This is a genomic window from Cupriavidus sp. USMAA2-4, assembly GCF_001854305.1.
Classification (GTDB): domain Bacteria; phylum Pseudomonadota; class Gammaproteobacteria; order Burkholderiales; family Burkholderiaceae; genus Cupriavidus; species Cupriavidus malaysiensis.
In genome coordinates, this window is sequence record NZ_CP017749.1 from 13,387 (window position 1) to 36,390 (window position 23,004).

The following is a 23,004-nucleotide window of genomic DNA, read 5'->3' on the forward strand; positions in this document are numbered from 1 at the left end:
AGCACAGCAGTGCTTCAAGGAGGTGGGGCATGATCCGGCGCGAGTATAGAACGTTCGGCTTTTGCTGCGGCCTTGGCGGCGGTGCCAAGGGCTTCAAGAAGGCTGCCTCGCGCGTTGGCAACATGATCGCGACCTGGCGCTGCATCGGGGGCATCGATGTGGATCCGGCTGCGGCTCGGGACTTCGAGATGCTCGTGGGCGTGCCATGCACGGTCATGGACCTGTTCACGCGACAGCAGTACACCGCCTTCTGGGACAAGGAGCCCCCGGCCGGTTGGCGCGAAGCGACGCCGGTCGACATCCGGCGCGCCGCCGGTAATGAGCGGCCGCATTGCGTGTTCATCTCGTCGCCGTGCAAAGGCGCGTCAGGCCTCCTGTCCGAGGCACTGAGTCGCACGCCAAAGTACCAGGCGCTGAACGAACTGACGCTGCGCTGCGTATGGCTGATGTGCGAGGCATGGAAGGATGACCCGCCCGAGCTGATCGTCTTCGAGAACGTGCCACGGTTGGCTACGCGCGGCCGGCACCTGCTTGACCAGATCGGCCAGATCCTGCGGCACTACGGCTACGCGGTGAACGAGACCACGCACGACTGTGGTGTGATTGGCGGGCTGGCGCAGAGCCGCAAACGGTTCCTCCTGGTCGCGCGGCACACCGCGAAGGTACCGGCCTTCCTGTACGAGCCGCCTGTGCGACGCCTGCAAGGCGTCGGTACAGTGCTCGGCCGCATGCCGCTGCCCGGAGCGACTGCCGGCGGCCCGATGCACCGCGTGCCAGCGTTGCAGTGGAAGACGTGGGTGCGCTTGGCCTTTGTCGAGGCCGGCAGCGACTGGCGCAGCCTGAACAAGCTGGCGGTTCAGGACGGCTACCTGAGCGATTACCTGATCCTGCCCGAACGCCGCGGCGGCCATCTGGGCGTCGTGGACTGGCACGAACCGGCAGGCACCGTCGCAGGCGAATCACTGCCGACGAATGGCGCGTTCTCGGTGGCAGATCCGCGTCACGTGGCCGGCGCGGCCCAATACCAGCAGTACGGGGTTCTCCGCTGGGGTGAAGCATCTGGCGCCATCACGGCCGGGACCAATCCCGGACAGGGGACGTTCAGCGTCGCGGATCCACGCCATGACGGCACACCGAAGCACAACAACGAATTCCGGATCGTGCCGTGGCAGCAGGCTGCTGGCGCCGTTACCAGTGCACACGGCACCGGGCAGTGCGTCCAGGATCCGCGCGCTTCGACCGGCTTCGAAGGCGCTGGCAAGTACCGCGTCACCGGCTACGGCGAGCCGGCCGGCACGGTCATCGCGCGCAGCGACACCGGCCAGGGTGCATTTGCTGTGGCCGACCCGCGCCCGGGCATGCGCCGCGAGCGCGGCGACGCCTACCTGACCGGCGGTCACTACGGCGTGGTCGGCTGGGATCAGCACAGCGGCGCTGTTTCGGCAGCTGCCGGTCATGACAACGGGCGATGGTCGGTCGCTGACCCGCGGTTGCCCCTGGCCAACGACAAGCTGGTAGCCGTCATCCGCGCCCTGGATGGAACCTGGCACCGCCCCTTCACCACGCTGGAGCTGGCGGCTCTGCAAAGCCTCATCGACCCCGAGGAGATGTGGTCGCCGGATCCGAAGGTACAGCGGGAAATCGATACCTTCGACGCGCACAACCGCGCCGCCATGCTTGGCCCCAAGGCCTTCAAGCTGGACGGCGAGAGCGACCAGGCCTGGCGCGAGCGCATCGGCAACGCGGTGCCGCCGGATGCCGCCCAGGCGATCGCCGAAGTCATGGGCACCACGCTGCTGCTGGCCGAGACTGGCGAGACATTCATGTTGTCGGCCACGCCGGTTTGGGTGCGCCCGGTGGCCATTGCGCTCTCCGTTGCGCAACAGGCGGAGGCTGCTTGATGTTAGTGAATATTTTTCACCTCGGTTTCGATCTTGCCTCGAATGTCTTCGATGGCAGTTCGCATCTGCTTGAGCGCCTTGAAGAAGGCTTCAAACTGCGCCGCGTCCATTTCGCGATGGAACTCCAGCGCCGCCGCCACCTGCTCCTCCAGTTGCCGGGTCAGCGACCCCAGCATGATGACAAAAGTCACGAGGTTCGCGGTGTTGAGCTCGTGCAGAGGGATGCCCGACACGCTGCGGTCAATCTGCACGAGAACCTGCTGGTCAAAATGCTTGTTGCCCTGGGCGATGTCGTATACGGCCTGACGATCAGGGATCTCTTTGATGACATGCCCGGCAGTGTCGCGCGCAGCCTCAGCAATCTTCTGCACCGCTTCGCCAAGAGTCTTGCGCGCGTGCTGCCTGTCGGAGCGCTGCAACCTGACGCTGGTATGCCCGGCCCACCAGATAGCCGCGACCGATGCCACCGCCTGAACCCATCCAGCCAGTGCAGGATGCGCTTCGATCCAACTCAGGATGCCTGCCATGCGTGAACTCCCTATTCTCTTTTCTGGCGCCATGGTACGCGCCGTCCTCGACGGCCGGAAGACGCAGACGCGGCGCGTGGTGAAGCCGCAGCCGGAATTGCGCGGCGGCGACGACTGCGTGGTGCTGTACGGCGGTCGGTCATTCAGCGGGCCTCGGGACTACTTGATTGGGGAGATTCTGCCCCGCTTCGGCTGCCCGTACGGCCAGCCCGGCGACCGCCTGTGGGTGCGCGAGACTTGGCAAGGCCCGATGTGGGATGGAGACTGGGAGGATCGCCCGGAAGACCCGCACTCGCCGAAGTATTGCGAGTACGCAGCCGACGGCGGCCCTCCCCCGGAATTCATGGACGCCGAGGACAACCTGCGTCAAGGCTGGAGGCCATCAATCCACATGCCCCGCTGGGCCTCGCGCATCCTGCTCGAGGTCACCGGCGTGCGAGTTGAGCGGCTGCAGGACATCAGCGAGGCTGACTGCCGGGCCGAGGGCTGCGCCGGCGGCCACGGGTCTATCCCCGACTATCCCTACAGCGCGACTCCGCGCGAGCAGTACCGCTGGCTCTGGAACAGCCTCAATGGCCCCGACGCCTGGGAAGCGAATCCCTGGGTATGGGTGGTGGAGTTCAGGGAGGATGCGAAATGCTGAACCTAGAAGTTCTCGGTCTTCAGCAGGATACGGCTCGTACTGCGCTGGCCGGCTCGCATCATATTGGCCGCCTTGCCGACGATCGCGGCCTTCCCTCGCTCGAATGCCGCCGAGATGTCGCGGGGCTCATTGCTGGCCGCGCCGAAATGGTCCCGGAGCGCCTCGTACGAGATACCGAAATGCTGCACAGCACCGGCATCCGCGACGCTGAACGCTACCGTCATCGTGACGCCATCGGTCACGGGCTGGGTGCCGGGGGCAATAGTCGCAGTCATCGCTGTCTCCTAATGGTTCGAAGGATCCTAGCATGAAGCGCCTGATCACCCAGACTCTCGTCGGCGAGGCCGGCGCCATCCTCTCGGACTGCGAGCAATACCGCTACCGCCTCTGGCGCGAGTGGGACAGCAGCCGGCCGGCGCTCGGCTTCATCATGCTCAACCCGTCGACGGCCGACCACCAGGTCGACGACCCGACCATCACCCGCTGCCTGCAGCGCGCGATCGCCGGCAAGTACGGCCGCCTGGAGGTGGTCAACCTCTTCCCGCTGCGCTCGACCGACCCGGATGGGTTGCTGACACACCCGGCGCCGCTGGGCGAACGCGCGGACCAGAACGACGGCGCCATCATGGACGCGATCGACCGGTGCGCGATGGTCATCTGCGCCTGGGGCGCCCACAAGGCGGCGCCGGCGCGCGCGGCGGAGGTCCTGCGCATCGTCCGGATGTGCGGCCGCGGGAAGCTGCTCAATCACCTCGGGCTGAACCAGGACGGCAGCCCGAAGCACCCGCTCTACATCGCGGCCAAGACGCGGCCGCAGCCCTTTCAGCAATGACCGAAGCAGCAGCACGCATCATCGAATTGACCCGCAGAAGCTGGGGAGTCAAATGAACCTTCAGAATGGAACACGTGTGAGCGCCAAGGAAGCAGCGGCGATCCTGGGCATTCCATACCAGAACATCAGCCGAATCGACCGAGGCTGCTCCATCATTCAGCGCTTTCGCCTCGGGCATAAAACCTACGTCTACGACCTCGATTCTCTCTACAAGTACCTCGCATCATGCCAATCGAAACCATCACCAAAAATGGACGCAGGCGCTACAGGTGGACGTTCGAGCGCACCATCGAAGGCAAGCGAATCAGAAAGACAAAGATTATCCCTGCGGGAGTTTCTGCGGCAGAAGCGGACAAGCTTGGCCGCCAGTGGGATGCCGAAGTCTACGCCCTAGAAACCGGCGTCAAGAAGCGCACCGTCACGATCGGCGAATGTGTGCAGCTCCATTTCACCGACAAGGGCGCCAGCTGGAAGGACTTGAGTTCGCGCTCTCAAATCATGGAGAAGTATGCCCCAGAGTACGAGGGGCAGGACGCCATGGACCTCTATGATTGGTCGATCCGCTTCACGAGCTACTTGCGCTCGAACGTCGATCACAATGGCACCAGGAAAAAGCCGCTCGCGGACAAATCGATAAGCAATGTCCTGGGCTATGTCCGCGCCGCGATCAAGTATGCGTACAAAAAGGGCTTGATCGAGCACGACGAGACCGGTCGCATGGTAATACCCAACTTCGATAACGAGCGGCACATCTACGAAGACCGGCGCACGATGCTTGAGATCGCAAGAGCATGCTCACATCGTGAGGTACGCGCCGCGATAAGGGTGGCCTTCTATTCCGGCATGCGCCTGAGCGAGATTTTGCGCGCCGCGGTAACCAGGGACGGGTACTCTCTTGTGCGGACGAAAAACGGCCGGCCGCGCATCGTTCCGATCCATCGTCGGATAGCGGTCATCGCAAGGAGCGTGCGGTTCACGATCAAGCCCCAGAAGGTCAAGGACGAATGGGTCAAGGCCCGCACAAAGGCGGGGTATCCTGATCTACGATTCCATGATCTACGGCATAGCGCGGCGTCGGAGATGATCAACGGCGGCGTGGACCTTTACACCGTCGGAGGCGTGCTGGGGCACAAGACTCCCGCTTCCACAAAGCGATATGCACACCTTCTTACGGACCGCCTGGCAGATGCCGTCAGCAAGATCGGAAAGAGCAAATAGGGGTGTGGGATTTTCTGCCGTAGCACCATCAAATACTGTCTGCATATACAGCATCTGGCACCCCTGGAAGGCCCACGTTTCCGTGGCATACAGGCCATACCACTGTATCGATGTACAGGCATTCTGGGCTTCAAACCCGGTTGGGGGCGTCAGCCGTTCCCAGGTAGGTTCGACTCCTACTGCTTTCCGCCACAAGATTTCCGGCGCTCTGGTGGAGACCGAAGGGAGCGAGGAACGGGGGTGGCCTGTGGTTTTCTGCCATGCCCGCTCGAGTGCCCGCTCGAGTGCCCGCTCGAGTGCTCATCGTTGGCGCTCCTCGTTCGCGCTCCTCGTTGCATGCCGCGCGCCTGCGCCCTTGCAGCTTCATGGCATCGCCGGAGTGCCCCTGTGCCGCCAACTCACAGCGGTTGTTCGGCATCCGTCCCACTGAGATCCCACCGAGGCGCCACGCCGTCGCCGGAAGACGCCCTCACGACCAGACTCGCCATCCGATCACCGGTTCACCTTGGCGTTCTTCTCCGTGCCGCCCAAGCAGCGCAGCCGCAGTGCCCAGTCATGACAAGCAAGGGAAGGCACCGCTTTTCCCACCCCGCTCTTTAGAGGGATTGGATGCCAGGCCAGGGCTCGTTCACCATGGGCTGGTGACCGCCGCCCTGCCTTCGGCGAGCGGCATCGACTTCTTCGCACTCTTGGGATAAGGAAGCCGCGCCATGCCTGTCATCACTCGGAGCGACCTGCAATACGAATACAGTTGGACGCCTGTGAATGGCGACAACCCCAAGCTGACCGGGAAACCGGATGACGTGCTTTTGAATCGCAAGGAGGGGTACGAGGTGCTGGCCTTTCTGGTCCACTTCTGCCGGAGCTGGAACGATGCCGATGGCAAGCCATTGACCCGGGCCCATGCGCTCAAGGCCGAACGCCTGATCCACCTGCATTTGCCGAGTGACGTCCGCTCGAGAATGGATGTGTCCGAATGGCTCGCTGACAACTGGGAGAGCTACACCTGATGCGTGGGTAAGTGCGCTTTCGTTGAAATCTGTTCCGGAGCGACACAAGCACGCCGACCCGGTCGGCAAGCAGGGCGACCGGGTGGTCGGCCGCATGTCGGCGCATGTCGGCGCATGTCGCATACAGCAGTCCGGAACGGCAATGCCATGACCGGATCGGCTGGCAGCAGCCTGCCGATCGGTGGGTGACGTCATCTGCGCGTGGCATTGCAGCCGACGGCCAGCGCTGGACCAGAGCAGCGGCCACCGCGCTATACTGTATATTCATACAGTACACAGCAAGTGGCGCATCATGGGCAACCCGAAACTCCGCATCGCCAACGACGATCCCTGCGACACGTACGTCCCCGCTACCCACCCCGCAAACGGCATCCTGGCGCGCGTCCCGAGCGACTTCGTCCACGTGGCAAGACAGACGCTCGGCCCCGCCGCTGCTGACGGACTCGCGCATGCCGAGGTGGTGATCGACGCCGGCGAGGCCGGCACCGTCCGGATCTTCTTCGAGCGGAAGCTGGCCCGCCATCACAAGAGCTACTACCACTACTGGATCGCCTATCGCGCCGAACCGGTCACGCCCGACACGGCGAACGCCGATGCCGACCACGCGTAGCGACCATTCCCGCAGCGTTCCGCCGGCGCTGACCGAGGCAGCGCTACGCGCGCCCTGCCGGCCTGCCCCGGAGCTAAGCCGACGGGCGGCATCGCTGCCGCTTTACCCCACCTTCGTATGCACCAGACTTGTGCAGGGTAACAAGTTTGATACAAACACCGAAAATGTCACGCAGCAGCGTTTTCATGCTGCCACTCCCGGTGGGCAAAGGTGCTCCCGCGCCTTTGCCCCGCTTTTTCCATCGGTCACCGGCCAGCACCCGGGCCGAAGCTGGCCTGCAGCGCGGCGGCACACAGCCCAGCCGCCTGCCCCGGTTCATCGAGCAGCGGCCGACAGGGAGTGCCCGGTGCACGGGAAATCGCGCACCACGGCCGCCGCGCCGGACATGAGCGGTCCACTCCGCCTCCAATAATGAAAAACGCCCGCTCGCGGCGGGCGAGCCGCCAGGACGGCGGCAAGAAATCCTCGGTTCTGACGGCTACGCTGCTATCGACACGTCATGCACGATGTGGGTGCTGACCAGGATGCGAAGCGCGTCGACGTCCAATTCGTGCGACTGGATCGGCAGGCGGAAAAGGCGCAACCTGGGAAAGATCGTGGTCGCCATTTCCGTGCACCGGCCGAGTGACTCAAATCGACCGAAATCCCACAAGGCGGCACCGCAGACTTGCACCAGGCGATTCCCGCCGGACGTCAGTGGTTATGTTGCAATGAATCGATCAAATGACTGCCTCATCTACCTCTCCTGCTACTCCAACCTCGGAGCGCCCCCCGGTCTTTCAATTCCCTTTCCTCTTTCCTCTTTCCTCTTTCCTCTTTCCTCTTTCCTCTTTCAATTCCATTCATTCAGGATAGTTGACGGATTCCGTCCAGCCATGGAGCCTTACCTCCTGTTGCTCTCCTGCCTTGCATTTGCAGAAGTTGCTGCGTATCCATTACCGCCTATCGTTCATCGACGGCGTCTCGACACGCGGCGTGAATCCAGGCTCGCCGGGAGCAGGCTCACGCTGAGGAAATCAAGGCATCGACATGTCTCTGGGCCCAGGACAGGCCGCCCGACTGAGCATCGCTGCACTGCGCGAAGCTGCCGAACGCTTCGGACTCGGCAATGACATGGTCGCCGAGCCGTACCCGTCCGAGGGCCGCGAACCTGCCGGCTCCGGAGGGTTTTGCAAAGCCTTCGACGATGTAGTTGTGGTACCACTGAATGGACATGCGCATAGCTCCGGCTATTTCTATCCCAAGGCCCGCAATCTCAGACATGGTCTGGCGAAGACTACTACAGCGCAGCCTGAAAGGTTCCGATATGCCCCCTACTTTCCGGGGAGGCCCGCATGGAATCCGTGCGCATGTGCCAAAGCGATGGGAAGGGTGGAATCCCGGGTTTCGACAATGCGCGACACATTGACGAAGGCGGGCGGACAATGCCGGCAATCAAAGGAAAGTGTGCCCAGCGAGAACTGCGCGCGCCGATACGGGTGGCCTGTCACCGTTTGCCGATCCTGCGTTGCCCCTCTCCGATCCCCCCGTGTCTTCGTTGATGTCGGGCCATCGCACTGTGATAATGTTCGGGCAGCCTGGGCTTCAAACCCGGTCGGGGACGCCAGCCGTTCCCAGGCAGGTTCGACGCCCACTGCTTTCCGCCAGCGAGCCGACGGCGATACCAGAAAGGAAGCCCCGATGCGCCTTGAGCCCCAATCCGAACGCACCGGCAGCCAGCGCCGCGCCATCGTCCGGCACCAGGGCGACGCCTTTACCGCGGGCGCCGATGACGTCAGCGAGGAATTTCCGGTCGCCCTGGTCTTCAACGGCATCTCCCACGCGGTCATGATGGCCACGCCGCGCGATCTGGAGGCTTTCGGCACCGGCTTCGCGCTCACCGAGGGCCTGGTCGCGCGGGTCGGCGACATCCATGACATCGAAGTGCTGCTGCACGCGGACAGCGCCGAGGTGCAGCTCACCATCGCCCAGCAGGCCTTCCTGGCCTTGAAAGACCGGCGCCGCACACTGGCCGGACGCACCGGCTGCGGATTGTGCGGCATCGAAAGCCTGCAGATGCTGGATCTGCTGCCGGCGCCGGTGCCGCGGCCGCTGCCGGCGCTGCCGCTCGACGCGGTGCTGGCGCGTGCCTGGCGCGAGCTGCCGGCGCACCAGACCCTGATGGCGGCCACCGGAGGCGTGCATGCCGCCGCCTGGTGCACGCTCGATGGCGGCATCCTGCACGCCTTCGAGGACGTCGGCCGGCACAACGCCCTGGACAAGCTGGTCGGACACCTCGCGCACGCCGGTGTCGACATGAGCCGGGGCTTCGTCTTCCTGTCCAGCCGCGCCAGCTACGAGCTGGTGCGCAAGGCCGCGCGCATGGGCATCCCGATGGTGGCGACGATTTCCGCGCCCACCTCGCTGGCCATCGATATCGCGCAGCAGGCCGGCATGCGGCTGGTCAGCTTCTGCCGCCACAGCGGCTTCGTCGAGTACACCGGCGGCGCGGCTGCCTCCTAGCAGGCAGCAACCTGCTGCCTGCGGCCTGCCCGGCGGCACGCAACGGCCGCCCGTTCCCGCGCCGCCCCCCTCCCACGGAATCCTCCCTACCTGGCCGGCGCCGCCTACTATGCAATGACGGCGCATGGCCGCCCTGGCGTATGCGCGGGAACCTGACGAGTGGAGGAAGGCTCATGGACCGTCGTGCATTCTTGCGGCTGGGGGCGGGCACCCCGGCACTGGCAGGCCTCAGCGGCCTTGGACTGGGGCTTCCGGCCATGGCCGCCGCGCCGGCGCCGGATGCGGCACCGGCCGGCCTTGGATGGCGCACCTACGAGATCGTCACCGAGGTCGCGCTGCCCGCGCAGGCCGCGCCGGCCAGCGTCTGGCTGCCTGCAACGGGCGGCAAGCTCGGCGACTACCAGCGCACGCTGGCAACGCGCTGGGAGGCCCCGGCGGGACAGGCGCGTGTCGCACTGGCGCCGGGATACGATGTGCGCATGGTCGTGGTGGGCTGGCCGGAGGCCACCGACGGGCCGCTGCGCGCCACGCTCACCCAGGTGGTGGCGCTGCGCGACCGCGCGGTGGACCTGGGCCAGGCGCCCTCGCCCGCCGTGCCGCGCGAGTCGGCCGCCGTCCTGCGCGAATACCTGCGGCCGACCCGGCTGCTGCCCCTCGACGGCATCGTGCGCGACACCGCGCTGCAGGTCACAGCCGGCGCCGGCGACGACGTGGCCAAGGCCCGCGCGCTCTACCAATGGGTGGTCGACCATACCTGCCGCGATGCCAGCGTGCGCGGCTGCGGCACCGGCGACGTGGCGGCCATGCTGCGCACCGGGGGCATCATGAACGGCAAGTGCGCGGACATCAACGCACTGTTCGTGGCCCTGTCGCGCGCCGTCGGCATCCCGGCGCGCGACGCCTACGGCGTGCGCGTCGACCTGTCGCAGCACGGCTTCAAGGCCCTGGGCAAGGACGGCGATATTTCGAAGGCCCAGCATTGCCGCGCCGAGTTCTACACGGCCGGCTACGGCTGGGTGCCGGTCGATCCCGCCGACGTGCGCAAGGTCGCGCTGGAAGAAGCGCCGGGTGGCCTGCCGATGGACCACGCCAAGGTGCGCGCGGCGCGCGCCCTGCTGTTCGGCGCCTGGGAGATGAACTGGGTGGCCTACAACCATGGGCACGACGTGGCATTGCCGGGCAGCGGCGCGCCGCCGGTACCCTTCCTGATGTATCCGAACGGGCACACGGTGGCCGGCACGCTCGACAGCGTCGATCCGGACGCCTTCGGCTACCGCATCCGCTCGCGGCGCCTGGCCTGACACCCGCGCCGGTCCCGCGAACCCGCCATGCACCGGCGGGCACCGGCAAGGACGGCAGGCGCTCGGCCTCGGCGGCACCGGCCTCGGCCGCGCGCCGCCGGGATCGCGCGATAGAGCACGATCCCTGCTTCCCCCCTTCCGGCGTCGGCACGCTGCCGCCGCCGTGCTGGCCGCCGTGCTCCGAGGCCACCGCGGGTGCCGACATGGCGTGGTCGACCTCCCTGAGCAGCAGCCACGCATGCCGGCGGGACATGCCCGGACGCCTGGCGGCGGCGCTCATGGAACCGTGACCCGTTCCTTGCATTGTCTCCGGCGTGACCTAAAGTGATGTAACGGATGCCGCCGTGATCCGGCGGCCGGGTCGAAGACGCCGTGGCAGGAGCCGCATCGGCTTCGGCGGCAAGGCGGCCCCGGGCGCGATCCGCGTGCGGCGGCCGGCAACCGCGCCCTCTGCGCAGGGCGCCTTTCACTGATCGAGCATGACGCGTCTCCCACCCCACCGCCTGCCCGCCCACCGCGCCCTCAACGCCGCGGCTCTGCCGCACCGGCAGGAATAGCCGCCGACCACCGACAAGGAACTGCCTGCCTAGCCAGATGCACCGCCTGCACCGGTGACGACATGCCACCCTCCCGGACCGGAACCGCGACCCGTTCTTCCTCCGGCCGGCACCGCCGCATGCGGCGCGCCGGCCTCCTGCAGTACTCCATGCGCCCGCGCGGCCATGCCTGTCATGCGCCTGACGCGCCAACAGCGCAGCATCTCCCCAGCGGTGCGCATGGCCGCGCCGGCCATGCCGCAGCGTGGTGCGGGTCCGCCATCCCGCCAGCCGGTCCAGCCCAACCGTATTGAAACCGAGGTTCCTCTATGCGCGTCGAACGGGTTTCCTCTCTCCTGGTCTGTGCGGCGGCGGCCGCCGCACTGTCGGCATGCGGGAAGAAGCAGGCCGCCCCGCAGGCGCCGATGCCGGAGGCCGGCGTCTATACGGTGCAGACGACACCGGTTCCCGTCGTCAGCGAACTGCCCGGCCGCACCAGTGCCTTCCTGGTGGCCCAGGTGCGCGCCCGCGTGGATGGCATCGTGCTGCGCCGGGTCTTCACCGAAGGCGATGACGTCAAGGCCGGGCAGTTGCTGTACAAGATCGACCCGCAGCCCTACATCGCCGCACTGAACAGCGCCAAGGCCGCGCTGGCGAAGGCCGAAGCCAACGTGGCCACCCAGCAGGCCCTGGTGCAGCGCTACAAGGTGCTGGTCGCCGGCAACGCCGTCAGCAAGCAGGACTACGACAATGCCGTGGCAGCGCTGGGACAGGCCCAGGCCGACGTGGCGGCCGGCAAGGCCGCCGTGCAGACCGCGCAGATCAACCTGGGCTACACCGACGTGACCTCGCCGATCACCGGCCGCATCGGCCTGTCGCAGGTGACCCCCGGCGCCTACGTGCAGGCCAGCCAGGCCACGCTGCTGGCCACGGTCCAGCAGCTCGACCCGATCTACGTCAACCTGACCCAGTCCAGCGTGGACGGCCTCAAGCTGCGCCGCCAGATCCAGGAGGGGCGCCTGCAGGTGAACGGCGCCAATGCCGCCAAGGTCGCGCTGGTGCTGGAGGACGGGCGCAGCTACGGCGCGTCCGGCAAGCTGCAGTTCACCGACGTCAGCGTCGACCAGACCACCGGCTCGGTCACCGTGCGGGCCATCTTCCCCAATAAGGACGGCGTGCTGCTGCCCGGCATGTTCGTGCGCGCCCGCATCGACCAGGGCACCAACGACCGCGCCATCATCGTGCCGCAGATCGGCGTCACCCACGACCAGAAGGGGCAGCCGGTGGCGCTGGTGCTCGACAAGGACAACAAGGTCGCGCAGCGCAAGCTGGTCACGGCCGGCACCTATGGCAGCTACTGGGTGATCGACAGCGGCCTGAGCCCGGGCGAGCGCGTGGTCGTCAACGGCGTGGAGAAGGTCAAGCCGGGCATGACCGTCAAGCCGGTGGCGCCCAGGCTGCCGGCCGGGCCGGCCTCGGGGGCGCAGGCGGCCCCGCCAGTTTCCGCGCCCGCCACGGCGGGCGCCTCGGCCCCGGCCCCGGCGGCCCCGGCTTCCGCCCCCGCGGCCCCGGCTTCCGCCTCGGCGGCGCGATAGACGGGAGCCGGCGCCATGGCAAAGTTCTTCATCGACCATCCGATCTTCGCCTGGGTCATCGCCATCATCCTGATGCTGGCCGGCGTGGCCTCCATCATCACGCTGCCGATCGCGCAGTACCCGACCATCGCGCCGCCCGCGGTGCAGATCAGCGCCAACTATCCCGGCGCCTCGGCCAAGACCGTCGAGAACACGGTGACGCAGGTGATCGAGCAGCAGATGAGCGGCCTCGACCACCTGCTCTACCTGTCCTCGACCAGCGATGACTCCGGCACCGCCACCATCACGCTCACCTTCGCCGCCGGCACCAACCCGGACATCGCGCAGGTGCAGGTGCAGAACAAGCTGCAGCTCGCCACGCCGCTGCTGCCGCAGGTGGTGCAGCAGCTCGGCACCAAGGTGACCAAGTCGAGCAGCAGCTTCCTGCTGGTGCTCGCCTTCGTCTCCAAGGACGGCAGCATGAACCGCTACGACCTGTCGAACTACGTGGCCTCCAACGTGCTCGACCCGATCAGCCGCATCGACGGCGTCGGCACGGTCACGCTGTTCGGCTCGCAGTACGCCATGCGCATCTGGCTGGACCCGACCAAGCTGAACAACTACAGCCTGACGCCGCTGGACATCACCGCGGCCGTGCAGGCGCAGAACGTGCAGATCGCCGGCGGCAGCCTGGGCGGCACGCCGTCCGTGCCCGGCCAGATGCTGCAGGCCACCATCACCGAGGCCACGCTGCTGCAGACCCCCGCGCAATTCGGCGACATCCTGCTCAAGGTCAACACCGACGGCTCGCAGGTGCGCCTGCGCGACGTGGCCCGCATCGAACTCGGTGGCGAGACCTACAACTTCGACACGCAGTACAACGGCCAGCCGACCGCCGCCTTCGGCATCCAGCTCGCCACCGGCGCCAATGCGCTGAACACCGCCAAGGCCGTGCGCGAGAAGATCGCCGCCTTGTCCAGGTACTTCCCCAGCGGCCTGGTGGTGGAATTCCCGTACGACACCACGCCCTTCGTCAAGCTGTCGATCGAGGAAGTGGTCAAGACGCTGCTGGAAGGCATCGTGCTGGTGTTCCTGGTGATGTACCTGTTCCTGCAGAACCTGCGCGCCACCCTGATCCCCACCATCGCCGTGCCGGTGGTGCTGCTGGGTACCTTCGCCGTGATGGCGGTGGTGGGCTTCTCCATCAATACCTTGTCGATGTTCGGGCTGGTGCTGGCCATCGGCCTGCTGGTGGACGACGCCATCGTGGTGGTGGAGAACGTCGAGCGCGTGATGGCCGAGGAGGGACTGTCGCCGCGCGACGCCACCCGCAAGGCCATGGAGCAGATCACCGGCGCGCTGGTGGGCGTGGCGCTGGTGCTGTCGGCCGTGTTCGTGCCGGTCGCCTTCTCCGGCGGCTCGGTCGGCGCCATCTACCGGCAGTTCTCGCTGACCATCGTCTCGGCCATGATCCTGTCCGTGATGGTCGCGCTGATCCTGACCCCGGCCCTGTGCGCTTCCATGCTCAAGCCCATCCCGCAGGGCCACCACGAGGAGAAGAAAGGCTTCTTCGGCTGGTTCAACCGCACCTTCACCGCCAGCCAGCAGCGTTACCACGGCGGCGTGAAGCACGTGATCCGCCGCTCCGGGCGCTGGCTGATCATCTACCTGATGGTGATCGCGGTGGTGGCGGTGCTCTTCCTCAAGCTGCCGAAATCCTTCCTGCCGGAGGAGGACCAGGGCTCCATGTTCGTGCTGGTGCAGGCCCCGGTCGGCTCCACCCAGGAGCGCACGCAGAAGGTGCTGGACGATGTGCGCCGCTACCTGCTGGAAGACGAGCGCGATTCGGTGGAGGCGGTGCTGACGGTGAACGGCTTCAGCTTCGCGGGCCGCGGCCAGAACTCGGGCCTGGCCTTCGTGCGCATGCGCGACTGGAGCCAGCGCAAGACGGCGAACCTCAAGGTGCCGGCCCTGGTCGGCCGCATGTTCGCCCACTTCGCGCCCTACAAGGACGCCAATGTGTTCCCGGTCAACCCGCCCTCGATCCCCGAGCTGGGCACCGCTTCCGGCTTCGACTTCGAGCTGCAGGACCGCGCCGGCCTCGGCCACGAGAAGTTGATGGAGGCGCGCAACATGCTGCTGGGCATGGCGGCCAAGGACCCCTCGCTGGCGCAGGTGCGGCCCAACGGCCTCAACGACACGCCGCAGTTCAAGATCAACATCGACCGCGAGAAGGCCAACGCGCTGGGCCTCACCACCAGCAGCATCGACCAGACCTTCTCCATCGCCTGGGCATCGTCCTACGTCAATAACTTCCTCGACCTGGACAACCGCATCAAAAAGGTCTACGCCCAGGGCGACGCGCGCTTCCGCATGAACCCGGACGACCTGAGCTACTGGTACGTGCGCAACGCCGCCGGCACCATGGTGCCGTTCAGCGCCTTCAGCAGCGGCCAGTGGATCTACGGTTCGCCCAAGCTGGAGCGCTACAACGGCATTCCCGCGGTGGAAATCCAGGGCGCGGCGGCACCGGGCAAGTCCACCGGACAGGCCATGACCGCGGTCGAAGCCATCGCCGCCAAGCTGCCCGATGGCATCGGCTACGAATGGACCGGCCTGTCCTACCAGGAGCGGCAGTCGGGCTCGCAGGCGCCGATCCTGTACGGCATCTCGATCCTGTTCGTGTTCCTGTGCCTGGCCGCGCTCTACGAGAGCTGGTCGATCCCCTTCTCGGTGATCATGGTGGTGCCGCTCGGCGTGGTCGGCGCGCTGCTGGCGACCACGCTGCGCGGACTGGAGAACGACGTGTTCTTCCAGGTCGGCCTGCTGACCACGGTCGGCCTGTCGGCCAAGAACGCCATCCTGATCGTGGAATTCGCACGCGATCTGCGCGACCAGGGCCTGTCCGCGGTCGAGGCAGCGGTGGAAGCGGCGCGCCTGCGGCTGCGCCCGATCCTGATGACCTCGCTGGCCTTCATCCTCGGCGTCACGCCGCTGGCGGTCAGCAACGGCGCGGGCTCGGGCAGCCAGCACGCGATCGGCACCGGCGTGATCGGCGGCATGGTGACCGCCACCTTCCTCGCCATCTTCATGATCCCGATGTTCTTCGTCGTGATCAGCCGCTTCAGCAAGCAGAAGGTCGAGCCGGCACGGGCCACGCCGCCCGGCGCGGGCGGACCCGGCGCCGGCGGCACGGCCGTGCCCACGGAAGGACCTTGAGATGCGCAGACAAAGCCTGATCGCCGCCTGCACCGCCGTGCTCGCCGCCGGCTGCACGCTCGCGCCCCGCTACGAGCGTCCCGCCGCGCCGGTCGACGCGGATTTCCCGCGCGGCGGCGTCTACGACCACCAGCCGGAGGCGGCCGGCGCCGCCGACAAGAGCCGCAGCGCCGCGGGCCTGGCCGCGCCCGAGATCGGCTGGCGCGATTTCTTCGCCGACGCACGCCTGCAGCAGCTGGTCGAACTGGCGCTGCGCAACAACCGTAACCTGCGCGTGGCGGTGCTCAATATCGAAGCCTCCCGCGCGCAGTACCAGATCGCGCGCGCCGCGCTGTTCCCCGCGCTCAGCGCGGCCGGCTCGATGACCCGGACGCGCACGCCCAAGGACCTGACCCTGAGCGGCAAGCCGATCACCACGGAATATTCGGTCGGCCTCGACGTCTCCTGGGAGATCGACTTTTTCGGCCGCGTCCGCAGCCTCAAGGATCAGGCGCTGGCGCAGTATTTCGCCCAGGCCGAGAACCGCAAGGCGGCGGAGATCGCACTGGTGTCGGCGGTGGCCGACCAGTACCTGACCATGCTGGCCTACGACGATGCGCTCACCGTCACGCGCAACACCCTGGCGACGGCACAGGAGTCATTCCGCATCACCAAGCTGCAGTTCGACACCGGCACCGGCTCCGAGCTGGCCCTGCGCCAGGCCGAGGGCGTGGTCGAGCAGGCGCGCGCCAACCTCGAGTCGCAGCAGCGGCTGCGCGCCCAGGCCGAGAATGCGCTGGTGCTGCTGGTGGGCGAGCCGCTGCCGGCCGATCTGCCTGCCGGCCTGGCGCTGGACAGCCAGGACCTGCTGGCCGACATTCCGCCCGGGCTTCCATCTGACCTGCTCGCGCGCCGCCCCGACATCGCCGCCGCCGAGCAGGTGCTGCGCGGTGCCAACGCCAATATCGGCGCCGCGCGCGCGGCCTTCTTCCCGCGCGTGACGCTGACCGGCAGCGGCGGCACGCTGTCGCCCACCTTCGGCGGCCTGTTCAAGCCGGGCTCCGCCGCATGGTCGTTCACGCCGCAGATCACCCTGCCCATCTTCGAGGGCGGGCAGAACGTCGCCAACCTCGACCTGGCGCACGTGCAGAAACGCATCGACATCGCCAACTACGAGAAGGCGATCCAGACCGCCTTCCGCGAAGTCGCCGACGGGCTCGCCGCGCGCGGCACCTATGACAACCAGATCCGCTCGCTAGCGCTCTTCACCAGCACCCAGCGCCGGCGCCTGGAGTTGTCCGAAATGCGCTACCGCAGCGGGGTCGACAGCTACCTGAGCGTGCTGACGGCGCAGACCGATTTCTACTCGGCCCAGCAGCAGCTGATCACGGCCCGGCTGCAGCGCCTGACCAACCTGGTCGACCTGTACCAGGCGCTGGGCGGCGGCTGGCTGGAGCACACCGGCGACACGCCGCGCCCGTCCGATGCAGCGGTCGACTACGCGCAAGCGCCCGGCCGCGCCGCCGGCAAGCTGCCATGACTTGACCAAAGTCAGAGGCGGATACATCACTATCGGCCAAAATGATGCTTTGGCTCACCAACGACTGGCTTCACGCGGCATCGCGCCCTGCTCACCGCAGCACCCGGGCCGCCGGCGCCAGGCGGCACAACTAGGACATCCAGCGCATGAGAACGCTCGGCTATAGAATCATGGGTATCGCGATCGCCCTCGCAGTGGTCGGCCTGCTGATCGCCATCCCCTTCAGCGAAGTGCCCGGCAACCCCCACCTGTTCCGGTTGATGCTGGAAGGCTATCGCATCCACCTGATCCCCGACGGCTCCTCGCCCACCGGCTACCTGGTCAACCTGATGAGCGGCGACTGGCTGTTGCTGTGCTCCGGAGTCTTCCTTACCGGCTTCGTGATCGCCACGCTCGGCCACGTGCGCCGGACCTGAAGCGGCGCCGGCGCGGCGCGCGCCTTGCGCGCCGCAACGATCGCCGCCCGCCTCGCCGCTCCCTCGCACTACTGCGCAGCCGCCGCCCCGCTTCGCCCTCCCGCGCGCGCTCCTCTCCTGCGCTGCTCTCCTGCGCTCCCCTCCTGCGCGTCCCCGATTCCCAGCCCGGCAGGCGTCGCGACAGCGTGACGCTGCCCCCGCCACCCTCCTGCCCAGCCCTTTGCCATGCCCACCACATCCGTTACCGACACCTCCGCATCATCCCGCTTCATCGTACTGACCGGCGGCCCCGGCGCCGGCAAGACGACCCTGCTGGAAGCCCTCGCCGGCGCCGGCTATGCCTGCAGCGAAGAAGCGGGGCGCGGCATCATCCGGGACCAGGTCGCCATCGGCGGCAACGCGCTGCCCTGGTGCGATGCGACGGCCTTCGCCGAAGCCATGCTGGCCTGGGAGATGCGCTCCTATCATCTCGCCGGCCGCCAGCCCGGCCTGGTCTTCTTCGACCGCGGCATGCCGGACGTGGCCGGCTACCTGCGCCTGAGCGGGCTGCCTGTGCCCGCGCACGTCGAGCGCGCCGCGCGCATCTTCCGCTATCGCCCTCAGGTCTTCCTGCTGCCGCCCTGGCGCGAGATCTTCACGCAGGACGCCGAACGCCGGCAGAGCTACGAAGAGGCCGTGCGTACCTGCGAAGCGATGCGGGCCACTTACGCGGCCTATGGCTACCAACTGGTCGAGGTGCCGCCGGGCAGCGTCGCCCGGCGGGCAGCGTTCGTGCTGGAGCAGGCGGGCGCCCTGTCCTGATGCGCCCGCGTTCCGGGCTTGCGGCAGGCAGCGGTGCGCCGCCTACACTTCCCGCAGGGCCATGCGATGCATGGTCCATCGACAGGAACCTATCGACAGGAGCCCAGTTGCGCCGGAACGGTCCGCCCTGCCCCACACCGCGTCCGCGCCTGCTGGCGCTGGCAATGCTGCTGCTCGCCGGCTGCGCGTCGGCCCCGCCCCCCGTGCCGGGCGGTCCGCCGGTGACCCGCATCGCCGTGGTCGCGCGCGGCTGGCACACCGACATCTGCCTGGCGTACCCCGATGCGGGCGAGCGCGTGCGGGCACTGGCCAGTGGATTCGACGGCGCGCGCTTTCTCTGCTTCGGTTTCGGCGAGCGGCAATTCGTCATGGCGCGCGAGCATGGCGTGCTGGCCACGCTTTCAGCGCTGCTGCCGAGCCGGGCCGCGCTGCTGATGACGGTGCTGAACGCGCCGCCGGAAGCCGCCTTCGGCGCGAGGGAGGTAGTCAATCTCGAAGTCGGCGAGAAGGGTCTGGATGGCCTGCAGGCCTATCTGCGCGCCTCCGTGCAGGACACCGCTGATGGACAAGCCATGCGCCTTGGCGATGGCCCGTATCCGGGCAGTGTGTTCTTCGCCGCCACCGGCACCTACGATGCCTTCTTCACCTGCAATACCTGGACGGCCGAGGGGCTGCGCGCGGCGGCGCTCCCGGTCGACGGCAACATCCTGCTCTCCGGCACGCTGATGCGGCAGGCGCGCGGGCTGGCGCGGCAGCAGGCGCCGGCACTAGCACGGTGACGGCGTGCACACCGTGGCACCTTGCGGCGGCACCACGACGGTTGTCTTTGCTGGGGGATTGGGGTCGCTGCTGCTGAAGGACACGCAGCCCGCCAGGGCCAGCGGCAGCAGCGCCGCGATCAGGATGGCATACCGTTGCATCGTGGTTCTCCCATGGCCCGGCGGCAAGCGGCCGGGCCGATTGAACGACAATGAATCCAGTATAGGCAGCGACGACTGCGCCACGCCCGGCCGGCCCCGCTCCGGGTGCCCATCGAGACACCCCGGGGCGGCAGCCGGCCGCGCCGGACGGCGCCAGCCGCACATGGCGCCCGATATGCGCTGGACGAGGCTCAGCCCTTGGCCTTGCCCGGCTGCGGATGGTGCTCGTCCACCGGTACCTTGACCAGCCCGTCGGCGCGGAACATGGCCTTGATGCCGCGCACCGCCTGGCGGATACGCGACTCGTTCTCGATCAGCGCGAAGCGCACGTACTCGTCGCCGTAGTCGCCGAAGCCGATGCCGGGCGACACGCACACCTTGGCCTTGGCCAGCAGCTGCTTGGAGAACTCGAGCGAACCCAGCGCACGGTAGGGCTCCGGGATGCGCGCCCAGATGTACATCGACGCCTTGGGGATCTCCACCGGCCAGCCGGACTCGATCAGCCCGCGCGCCAGCACGTCGCGGCGCGACTGGTATTGCGCCGCGATCTCCTTCACGCATTGCTGGTCGCCTTCGAGCGCGGCGATCGCGGCCACCTGCAGCGGCGTGAAGGTGCCGTAGTCGTGATAGCTCTTGATGCGCGTGAGCGCCGCCACCAGGTCCGGATTGCCGACCATGAAGCCGATGCGCCAGCCCGCCATGTTGTAGCTCTTGGACAGCGTGAAGAACTCCACCGCGATGTCCTTCGCCCCCGGCACCTGCATGATCGACGGCGCCTTCCAGCCGTCGAAGACGATGTCGGCATAGGCCAGGTCGTGCACCACGAAGATATCGTGCTTGCGCGCCAGCGCGATGACGCGCTCGAAGAAGTCCAGCTCGACGCATTGCGCGGTCGGGTTGGAGGGGAAGCCCAGCACGATCATCTTGGGCTTGGGATAGCTGCCGCGGATCGCGCTTTCCAGCTCGGCGAAGAAGTCCACCCCGGGCGTCAGCGGCACCGAGCGGATATCCGCGCCGGCGATCACCGCCCCGTAGATGTGGATCGGGTAGCTGGGATCGGGCACCAGCACGGTATCGCCGCGGTCGAGCGTGGCCAGCATCAGGTGGGCCAGGCCTTCCTTGGAACCGATGGTGACGATGGCTTCGCTGTCGGGGTCGATATCGACCTCGTAGCGTTCGCGGTACCAGTGCGAGATGGCGCGGCGCAGGCGCGGGATGCCCTTGGAGGCCGAATAGCCGTGGGTGTCGGCGCGCTGGGCGGCCTCGGTGAGCTTGGCCACGATATGCGGCGGCGTGGCACCGTCGGGGTTGCCCATGCTCATGTCGATGATGTCCTCGCCACGGCGGCGGGCGGCCATCTTCAACTCGGCGGTGATATTGAAAACGTAGGGGGGAAGGCGATCGATGCGCGCAAAGCGGCGCTTGCCCGAAGCGGCAGACATGGAGTTCCTTTCAACGTAAGCGCCCGGAACCGTCCGAGCGACGCGTCCTGCCGTTGGTGCGGCAGGCGGAACACATCTTAGCGAGGAAGACCGGAAGCGGCAAGCGTTGAATCGGCGCCGGCGTCTTCCGCAACGGCATCGGCAACGGCGCGCAGCAAGGCATCGACCTCGTCCTCGTTCCACACCATGAGCCCGGCCTCGGCCAGCAACGCGGCGGCCACGCCCTGCCCCGCACGGTGCGCACCGGTGAAGCTGCCGTCGTAATGTGCGCGGTTGCCGCAGGAGGGACTGAATGCCTTCAACAGGGCATGGCGGCAGCCGCGCTCGCGCGCGAGCGCCAGGGCCTGCTGCGCACCGGATACAAAGGCTGCGCTGACGTCGCCGCCGCTGCGCTCGCGCACCACGGCGACGCCGGCCAGCACCTGCGGCCCGCTGCCGCCGACGATTTCCGCCGGCGGTCGCGGCACCGGCAGGTCGCCCAGCAGCTCGGGACAGGCCGGCACCAGTTCGAAGACCTCGCGCAGCCGCGCCAGCACGGCATCCGGCTGCGCCTTGCCCTGCCCGTCGTAGCGCACGGGCCGGCCCAGCAGGCAGGAACTGATCAGCAAGGCGGGACGGGAAGCGGCAGGCGGCATGCGGTACGGACCGGGACGTAGGAAAGCCGCCCCAGTCTACACCAGCCGCCGCCGCGCCCCGTTCCTTGCGGGCGCTCCGCTCAGAAGCGGTGGCGCAGGCCGATGGTGGCGCCGGCCTGGTTCTGGCCGGCGACCACGGTGCCGTTGCCGCTCAGGCCCAGCGCCGAGCCGTTCTTGTTCTTGGTGTAGCCCAGCATCGCGTAGGCGTCGGTGCGCTTGGACAGCGAGTAGTCGGCCACCAGCGCGAACAGCCACGGATCGGCGCCGCTGTTCTTGGTGTCGGTGTAGTAGGCCGCGCCGGTCAGCATCAGCGCCGGCATCACGCGGTACTGCGCGCCGAGCCAGTAGACGTTGTTGCGGGTCACCGCGGCGGTGGCGCTGGCGGTGCCTTCGTCGCGCAGCCAGCGGTAGCCGGCGAAGACCTTGGCATCGCCGAAGGCGTAGGACGCGCCCACGGCCACGCGGCGGGCCGCGCGGTCCTGCAGCGCCGCGCTGGCGCCCTGGAACTGGTCATAGGCCACGCCGGCCGAGAACGGGCCGTTGCCGTACGACACGCCGCCGCCGAAGTTCTTGGCGGCCTTGAAGGCGCCCGGGGTCTCGCCGTTGTTGTCGCGGCCGAAGCTGTAGAAGGCGGTGGCGGTCAGGCCGCCGAACTTGCCGGTGTACTTGACAGCGTTGTCGGCACGGCCGTTGAACAGCGAGTCGACGCTGTTCAGCGAGTAGCGCGGGCCCACGCCCATCGGATCGTAGGCGCCGAACAGGTCGTACAGCGCGTTCTGCTGGCGGCCCAGCGTGACGGCGCCGAAGTCGCCCTGCACGCCGACGTAGGCCTGGCGGCCGAACAGGCGGTTGCCCTGGCCGGACATGCCGGTGTCGAGGTCGAAGCCGCTTTCCAGCACGAAGATGCCCTTGAGGTTGTTACCCAGGTCTTCGGTGCCGCGCAGGCCCCAGCGCGACCCGGACAGGTTGCCCGAGTTCATGCGATAGACGGTCTCGCTGCCGTTGTTGGCAGCCGGGGCGTGGCTGGCCACTTCGATGCCGGCATCGACGATGCCGTAGAGCGTCACGTTGGACGCGGCCTGGGCGTAGGCCCCGCCGGAGACCGCGGCGGCGGCCAATGCAAGGAGAGCTTTCTTCACTGTATTCACTCGGTCTTTTTTTGTCGGATGACGATCCCCGCCCGCACCGCACCGGGCCGATCGGCCGGCATGGCGCGAGCGCCCTCCCGGCGCATCCGGAACCGCGAGGAACCGGGCACCACGGAAGCAGCTGATGACGGAACGCGCCGCGACATCGGCAGGAATCGACGGGCTGATCGCGGTGAAGACGTGGCTGGCACATCCCCGCCCCATGCTGCCGTGCTGCGCTGCTGCACCGGGTCACCGCGACAGTGAGCGC

Annotated in this window: 22 protein-coding genes; 14 read left to right on the forward strand and 8 right to left on the reverse strand. The window is 67.5% G+C overall.

Going from position 1 to position 23,004, the window contains the following annotated elements:
* The first annotated feature begins 29 nt into the window (after positions 1-29).
* Positions 30-1,901, forward strand: coding sequence for a DNA cytosine methyltransferase (locus BKK79_RS20305; RefSeq protein ID WP_071038598.1), 1,872 nt, complete (start codon positions 30-32; stop codon positions 1,899-1,901).
* A gap of 2 nt (positions 1,902-1,903) precedes the next feature.
* Here the strand turns inward: BKK79_RS20305 and BKK79_RS20310 are convergent, their stop codons facing one another.
* On the reverse strand, positions 1,904-2,428 hold the full coding sequence (locus tag BKK79_RS20310; RefSeq protein ID WP_071038599.1) for a hypothetical protein: 525 nt from the start codon (positions 2,426-2,428) through the stop codon (positions 1,904-1,906).
* Here BKK79_RS20310 and BKK79_RS20315 point away from each other — a divergent pair.
* Entirely contained in the window at positions 2,427-3,071 is a 645-nt protein-coding gene (locus BKK79_RS20315) for a hypothetical protein (protein ID WP_071038600.1), read from the forward strand. The two genes, BKK79_RS20310 and BKK79_RS20315, sit on opposite strands and share 2 nt — an antisense overlap.
* A gap of 2 nt (positions 3,072-3,073) precedes the next feature.
* On the opposite strand, the gene BKK79_RS20320 is transcribed toward BKK79_RS20315, so the two are convergent.
* The gene (locus BKK79_RS20320) at positions 3,074-3,346 is read right to left on the reverse strand and encodes a DUF1488 family protein (protein WP_071038601.1); all 273 of its coding nucleotides are present in this window, start codon (positions 3,344-3,346) and stop codon (positions 3,074-3,076) included.
* Between the two features lie 32 nt (positions 3,347-3,378).
* On the opposite strand from BKK79_RS20320, the gene BKK79_RS20325 reads away from it, so the two are divergent.
* From BKK79_RS20325 to BKK79_RS20340, 4 genes are all read left to right on the forward strand, one after another.
* On the forward strand, positions 3,379-3,903 hold the full coding sequence (locus BKK79_RS20325) for a DUF1643 domain-containing protein (protein WP_071038602.1): 525 nt from the start codon (positions 3,379-3,381) through the stop codon (positions 3,901-3,903).
* A gap of 225 nt (positions 3,904-4,128) precedes the next feature.
* Entirely contained in the window at positions 4,129-5,121 is a 993-nt protein-coding gene (locus tag BKK79_RS20330) for a tyrosine-type recombinase/integrase (RefSeq protein ID WP_071038603.1), read from the forward strand.
* A 710-nt stretch (positions 5,122-5,831) separates the two neighbouring features.
* Positions 5,832-6,131, forward strand: a complete 300-nt coding sequence (locus tag BKK79_RS20335) for a hypothetical protein (protein WP_071019100.1) — start codon at positions 5,832-5,834, stop codon at positions 6,129-6,131.
* Positions 6,132-6,423: 292 nt separating this feature from the next.
* Positions 6,424-6,741: a hypothetical protein gene (locus tag BKK79_RS20340; RefSeq protein ID WP_071019098.1), complete on the forward strand. Its 318-nt coding sequence runs from the start codon at positions 6,424-6,426 to the stop codon at positions 6,739-6,741.
* A gap of 478 nt (positions 6,742-7,219) precedes the next feature.
* Here the strand turns inward: BKK79_RS20340 and BKK79_RS41970 are convergent, their stop codons facing one another.
* Together BKK79_RS41970 and BKK79_RS20345 are read right to left on the reverse strand one after the other, a co-directional pair.
* On the reverse strand, positions 7,220-7,348 hold the full coding sequence (locus BKK79_RS41970; protein ID WP_257787597.1) for a hypothetical protein: 129 nt from the start codon (positions 7,346-7,348) through the stop codon (positions 7,220-7,222).
* Between the two features lie 395 nt (positions 7,349-7,743).
* The gene (locus tag BKK79_RS20345) at positions 7,744-7,956 is read right to left on the reverse strand and encodes a hypothetical protein (protein WP_156811455.1); all 213 of its coding nucleotides are present in this window, start codon (positions 7,954-7,956) and stop codon (positions 7,744-7,746) included.
* A 465-nt stretch (positions 7,957-8,421) separates the two neighbouring features.
* On the opposite strand from BKK79_RS20345, the gene fdhD reads away from it, so the two are divergent.
* The 8 genes from fdhD (at position 8,422) to BKK79_RS20385 (ending at position 19,388) form a co-directional block, all read left to right on the forward strand.
* The gene (fdhD, locus tag BKK79_RS20350) at positions 8,422-9,243 is read left to right on the forward strand and encodes a formate dehydrogenase accessory sulfurtransferase FdhD (protein WP_071019095.1); all 822 of its coding nucleotides are present in this window, start codon (positions 8,422-8,424) and stop codon (positions 9,241-9,243) included.
* A gap of 173 nt (positions 9,244-9,416) precedes the next feature.
* A complete protein-coding gene (locus BKK79_RS20355; RefSeq protein ID WP_071038604.1) occupies positions 9,417-10,544 on the forward strand; it encodes a transglutaminase-like domain-containing protein in 1,128 nt (375 codons plus the stop codon).
* 865 nt (positions 10,545-11,409) lie between these two features.
* Positions 11,410-12,675, forward strand: coding sequence for an efflux RND transporter periplasmic adaptor subunit (locus BKK79_RS20360; protein ID WP_071038605.1), 1,266 nt, complete (start codon positions 11,410-11,412; stop codon positions 12,673-12,675).
* 15 nt (positions 12,676-12,690) lie between these two features.
* The gene (locus BKK79_RS20365) at positions 12,691-15,873 is read left to right on the forward strand and encodes an efflux RND transporter permease subunit (RefSeq protein ID WP_071038606.1); all 3,183 of its coding nucleotides are present in this window, start codon (positions 12,691-12,693) and stop codon (positions 15,871-15,873) included.
* Position 15,874: 1 nt separating this feature from the next.
* Positions 15,875-17,392 carry an efflux transporter outer membrane subunit gene (locus BKK79_RS20370; protein WP_071038607.1) on the forward strand — a complete coding sequence of 506 codons (1,518 nt, stop codon included), beginning with the start codon at positions 15,875-15,877 and terminating at the stop codon, positions 17,390-17,392.
* A gap of 146 nt (positions 17,393-17,538) precedes the next feature.
* Positions 17,539-17,808, forward strand: a complete 270-nt coding sequence (locus BKK79_RS20375) for a hypothetical protein (protein ID WP_157128488.1) — start codon at positions 17,539-17,541, stop codon at positions 17,806-17,808.
* Positions 17,809-18,033: 225 nt separating this feature from the next.
* Entirely contained in the window at positions 18,034-18,609 is a 576-nt protein-coding gene (locus BKK79_RS20380) for an AAA family ATPase (RefSeq protein ID WP_071038608.1), read from the forward strand.
* A gap of 107 nt (positions 18,610-18,716) precedes the next feature.
* Entirely contained in the window at positions 18,717-19,388 is a 672-nt protein-coding gene (locus tag BKK79_RS20385) for a DUF2459 domain-containing protein (RefSeq protein ID WP_071038609.1), read from the forward strand.
* On the opposite strand, the gene BKK79_RS40470 is transcribed toward BKK79_RS20385, so the two are convergent.
* The 4 genes from BKK79_RS40470 to BKK79_RS20400 form a co-directional block, all read right to left on the reverse strand.
* A complete protein-coding gene (locus BKK79_RS40470; protein ID WP_156811454.1) occupies positions 19,377-19,529 on the reverse strand; it encodes a hypothetical protein in 153 nt (50 codons plus the stop codon). The two genes, BKK79_RS20385 and BKK79_RS40470, sit on opposite strands and share 12 nt — an antisense overlap.
* A 191-nt stretch (positions 19,530-19,720) precedes the next feature.
* Positions 19,721-20,971, reverse strand: a complete 1,251-nt coding sequence (gene alaC / locus BKK79_RS20390; RefSeq protein WP_071038610.1) for an alanine transaminase — start codon at positions 20,969-20,971, stop codon at positions 19,721-19,723.
* Positions 20,972-21,048: 77 nt separating this feature from the next.
* Positions 21,049-21,606 (reverse strand): DUF523 domain-containing protein, encoded by a 558-nt coding sequence (locus tag BKK79_RS20395; protein ID WP_071038611.1) that lies wholly within the window; start codon positions 21,604-21,606, stop codon positions 21,049-21,051.
* Positions 21,607-21,686: 80 nt separating this feature from the next.
* Entirely contained in the window at positions 21,687-22,745 is a 1,059-nt protein-coding gene (locus tag BKK79_RS20400; protein ID WP_071038612.1) for a porin, read from the reverse strand.
* Positions 22,746-23,004 lie beyond the last annotated feature (259 nt).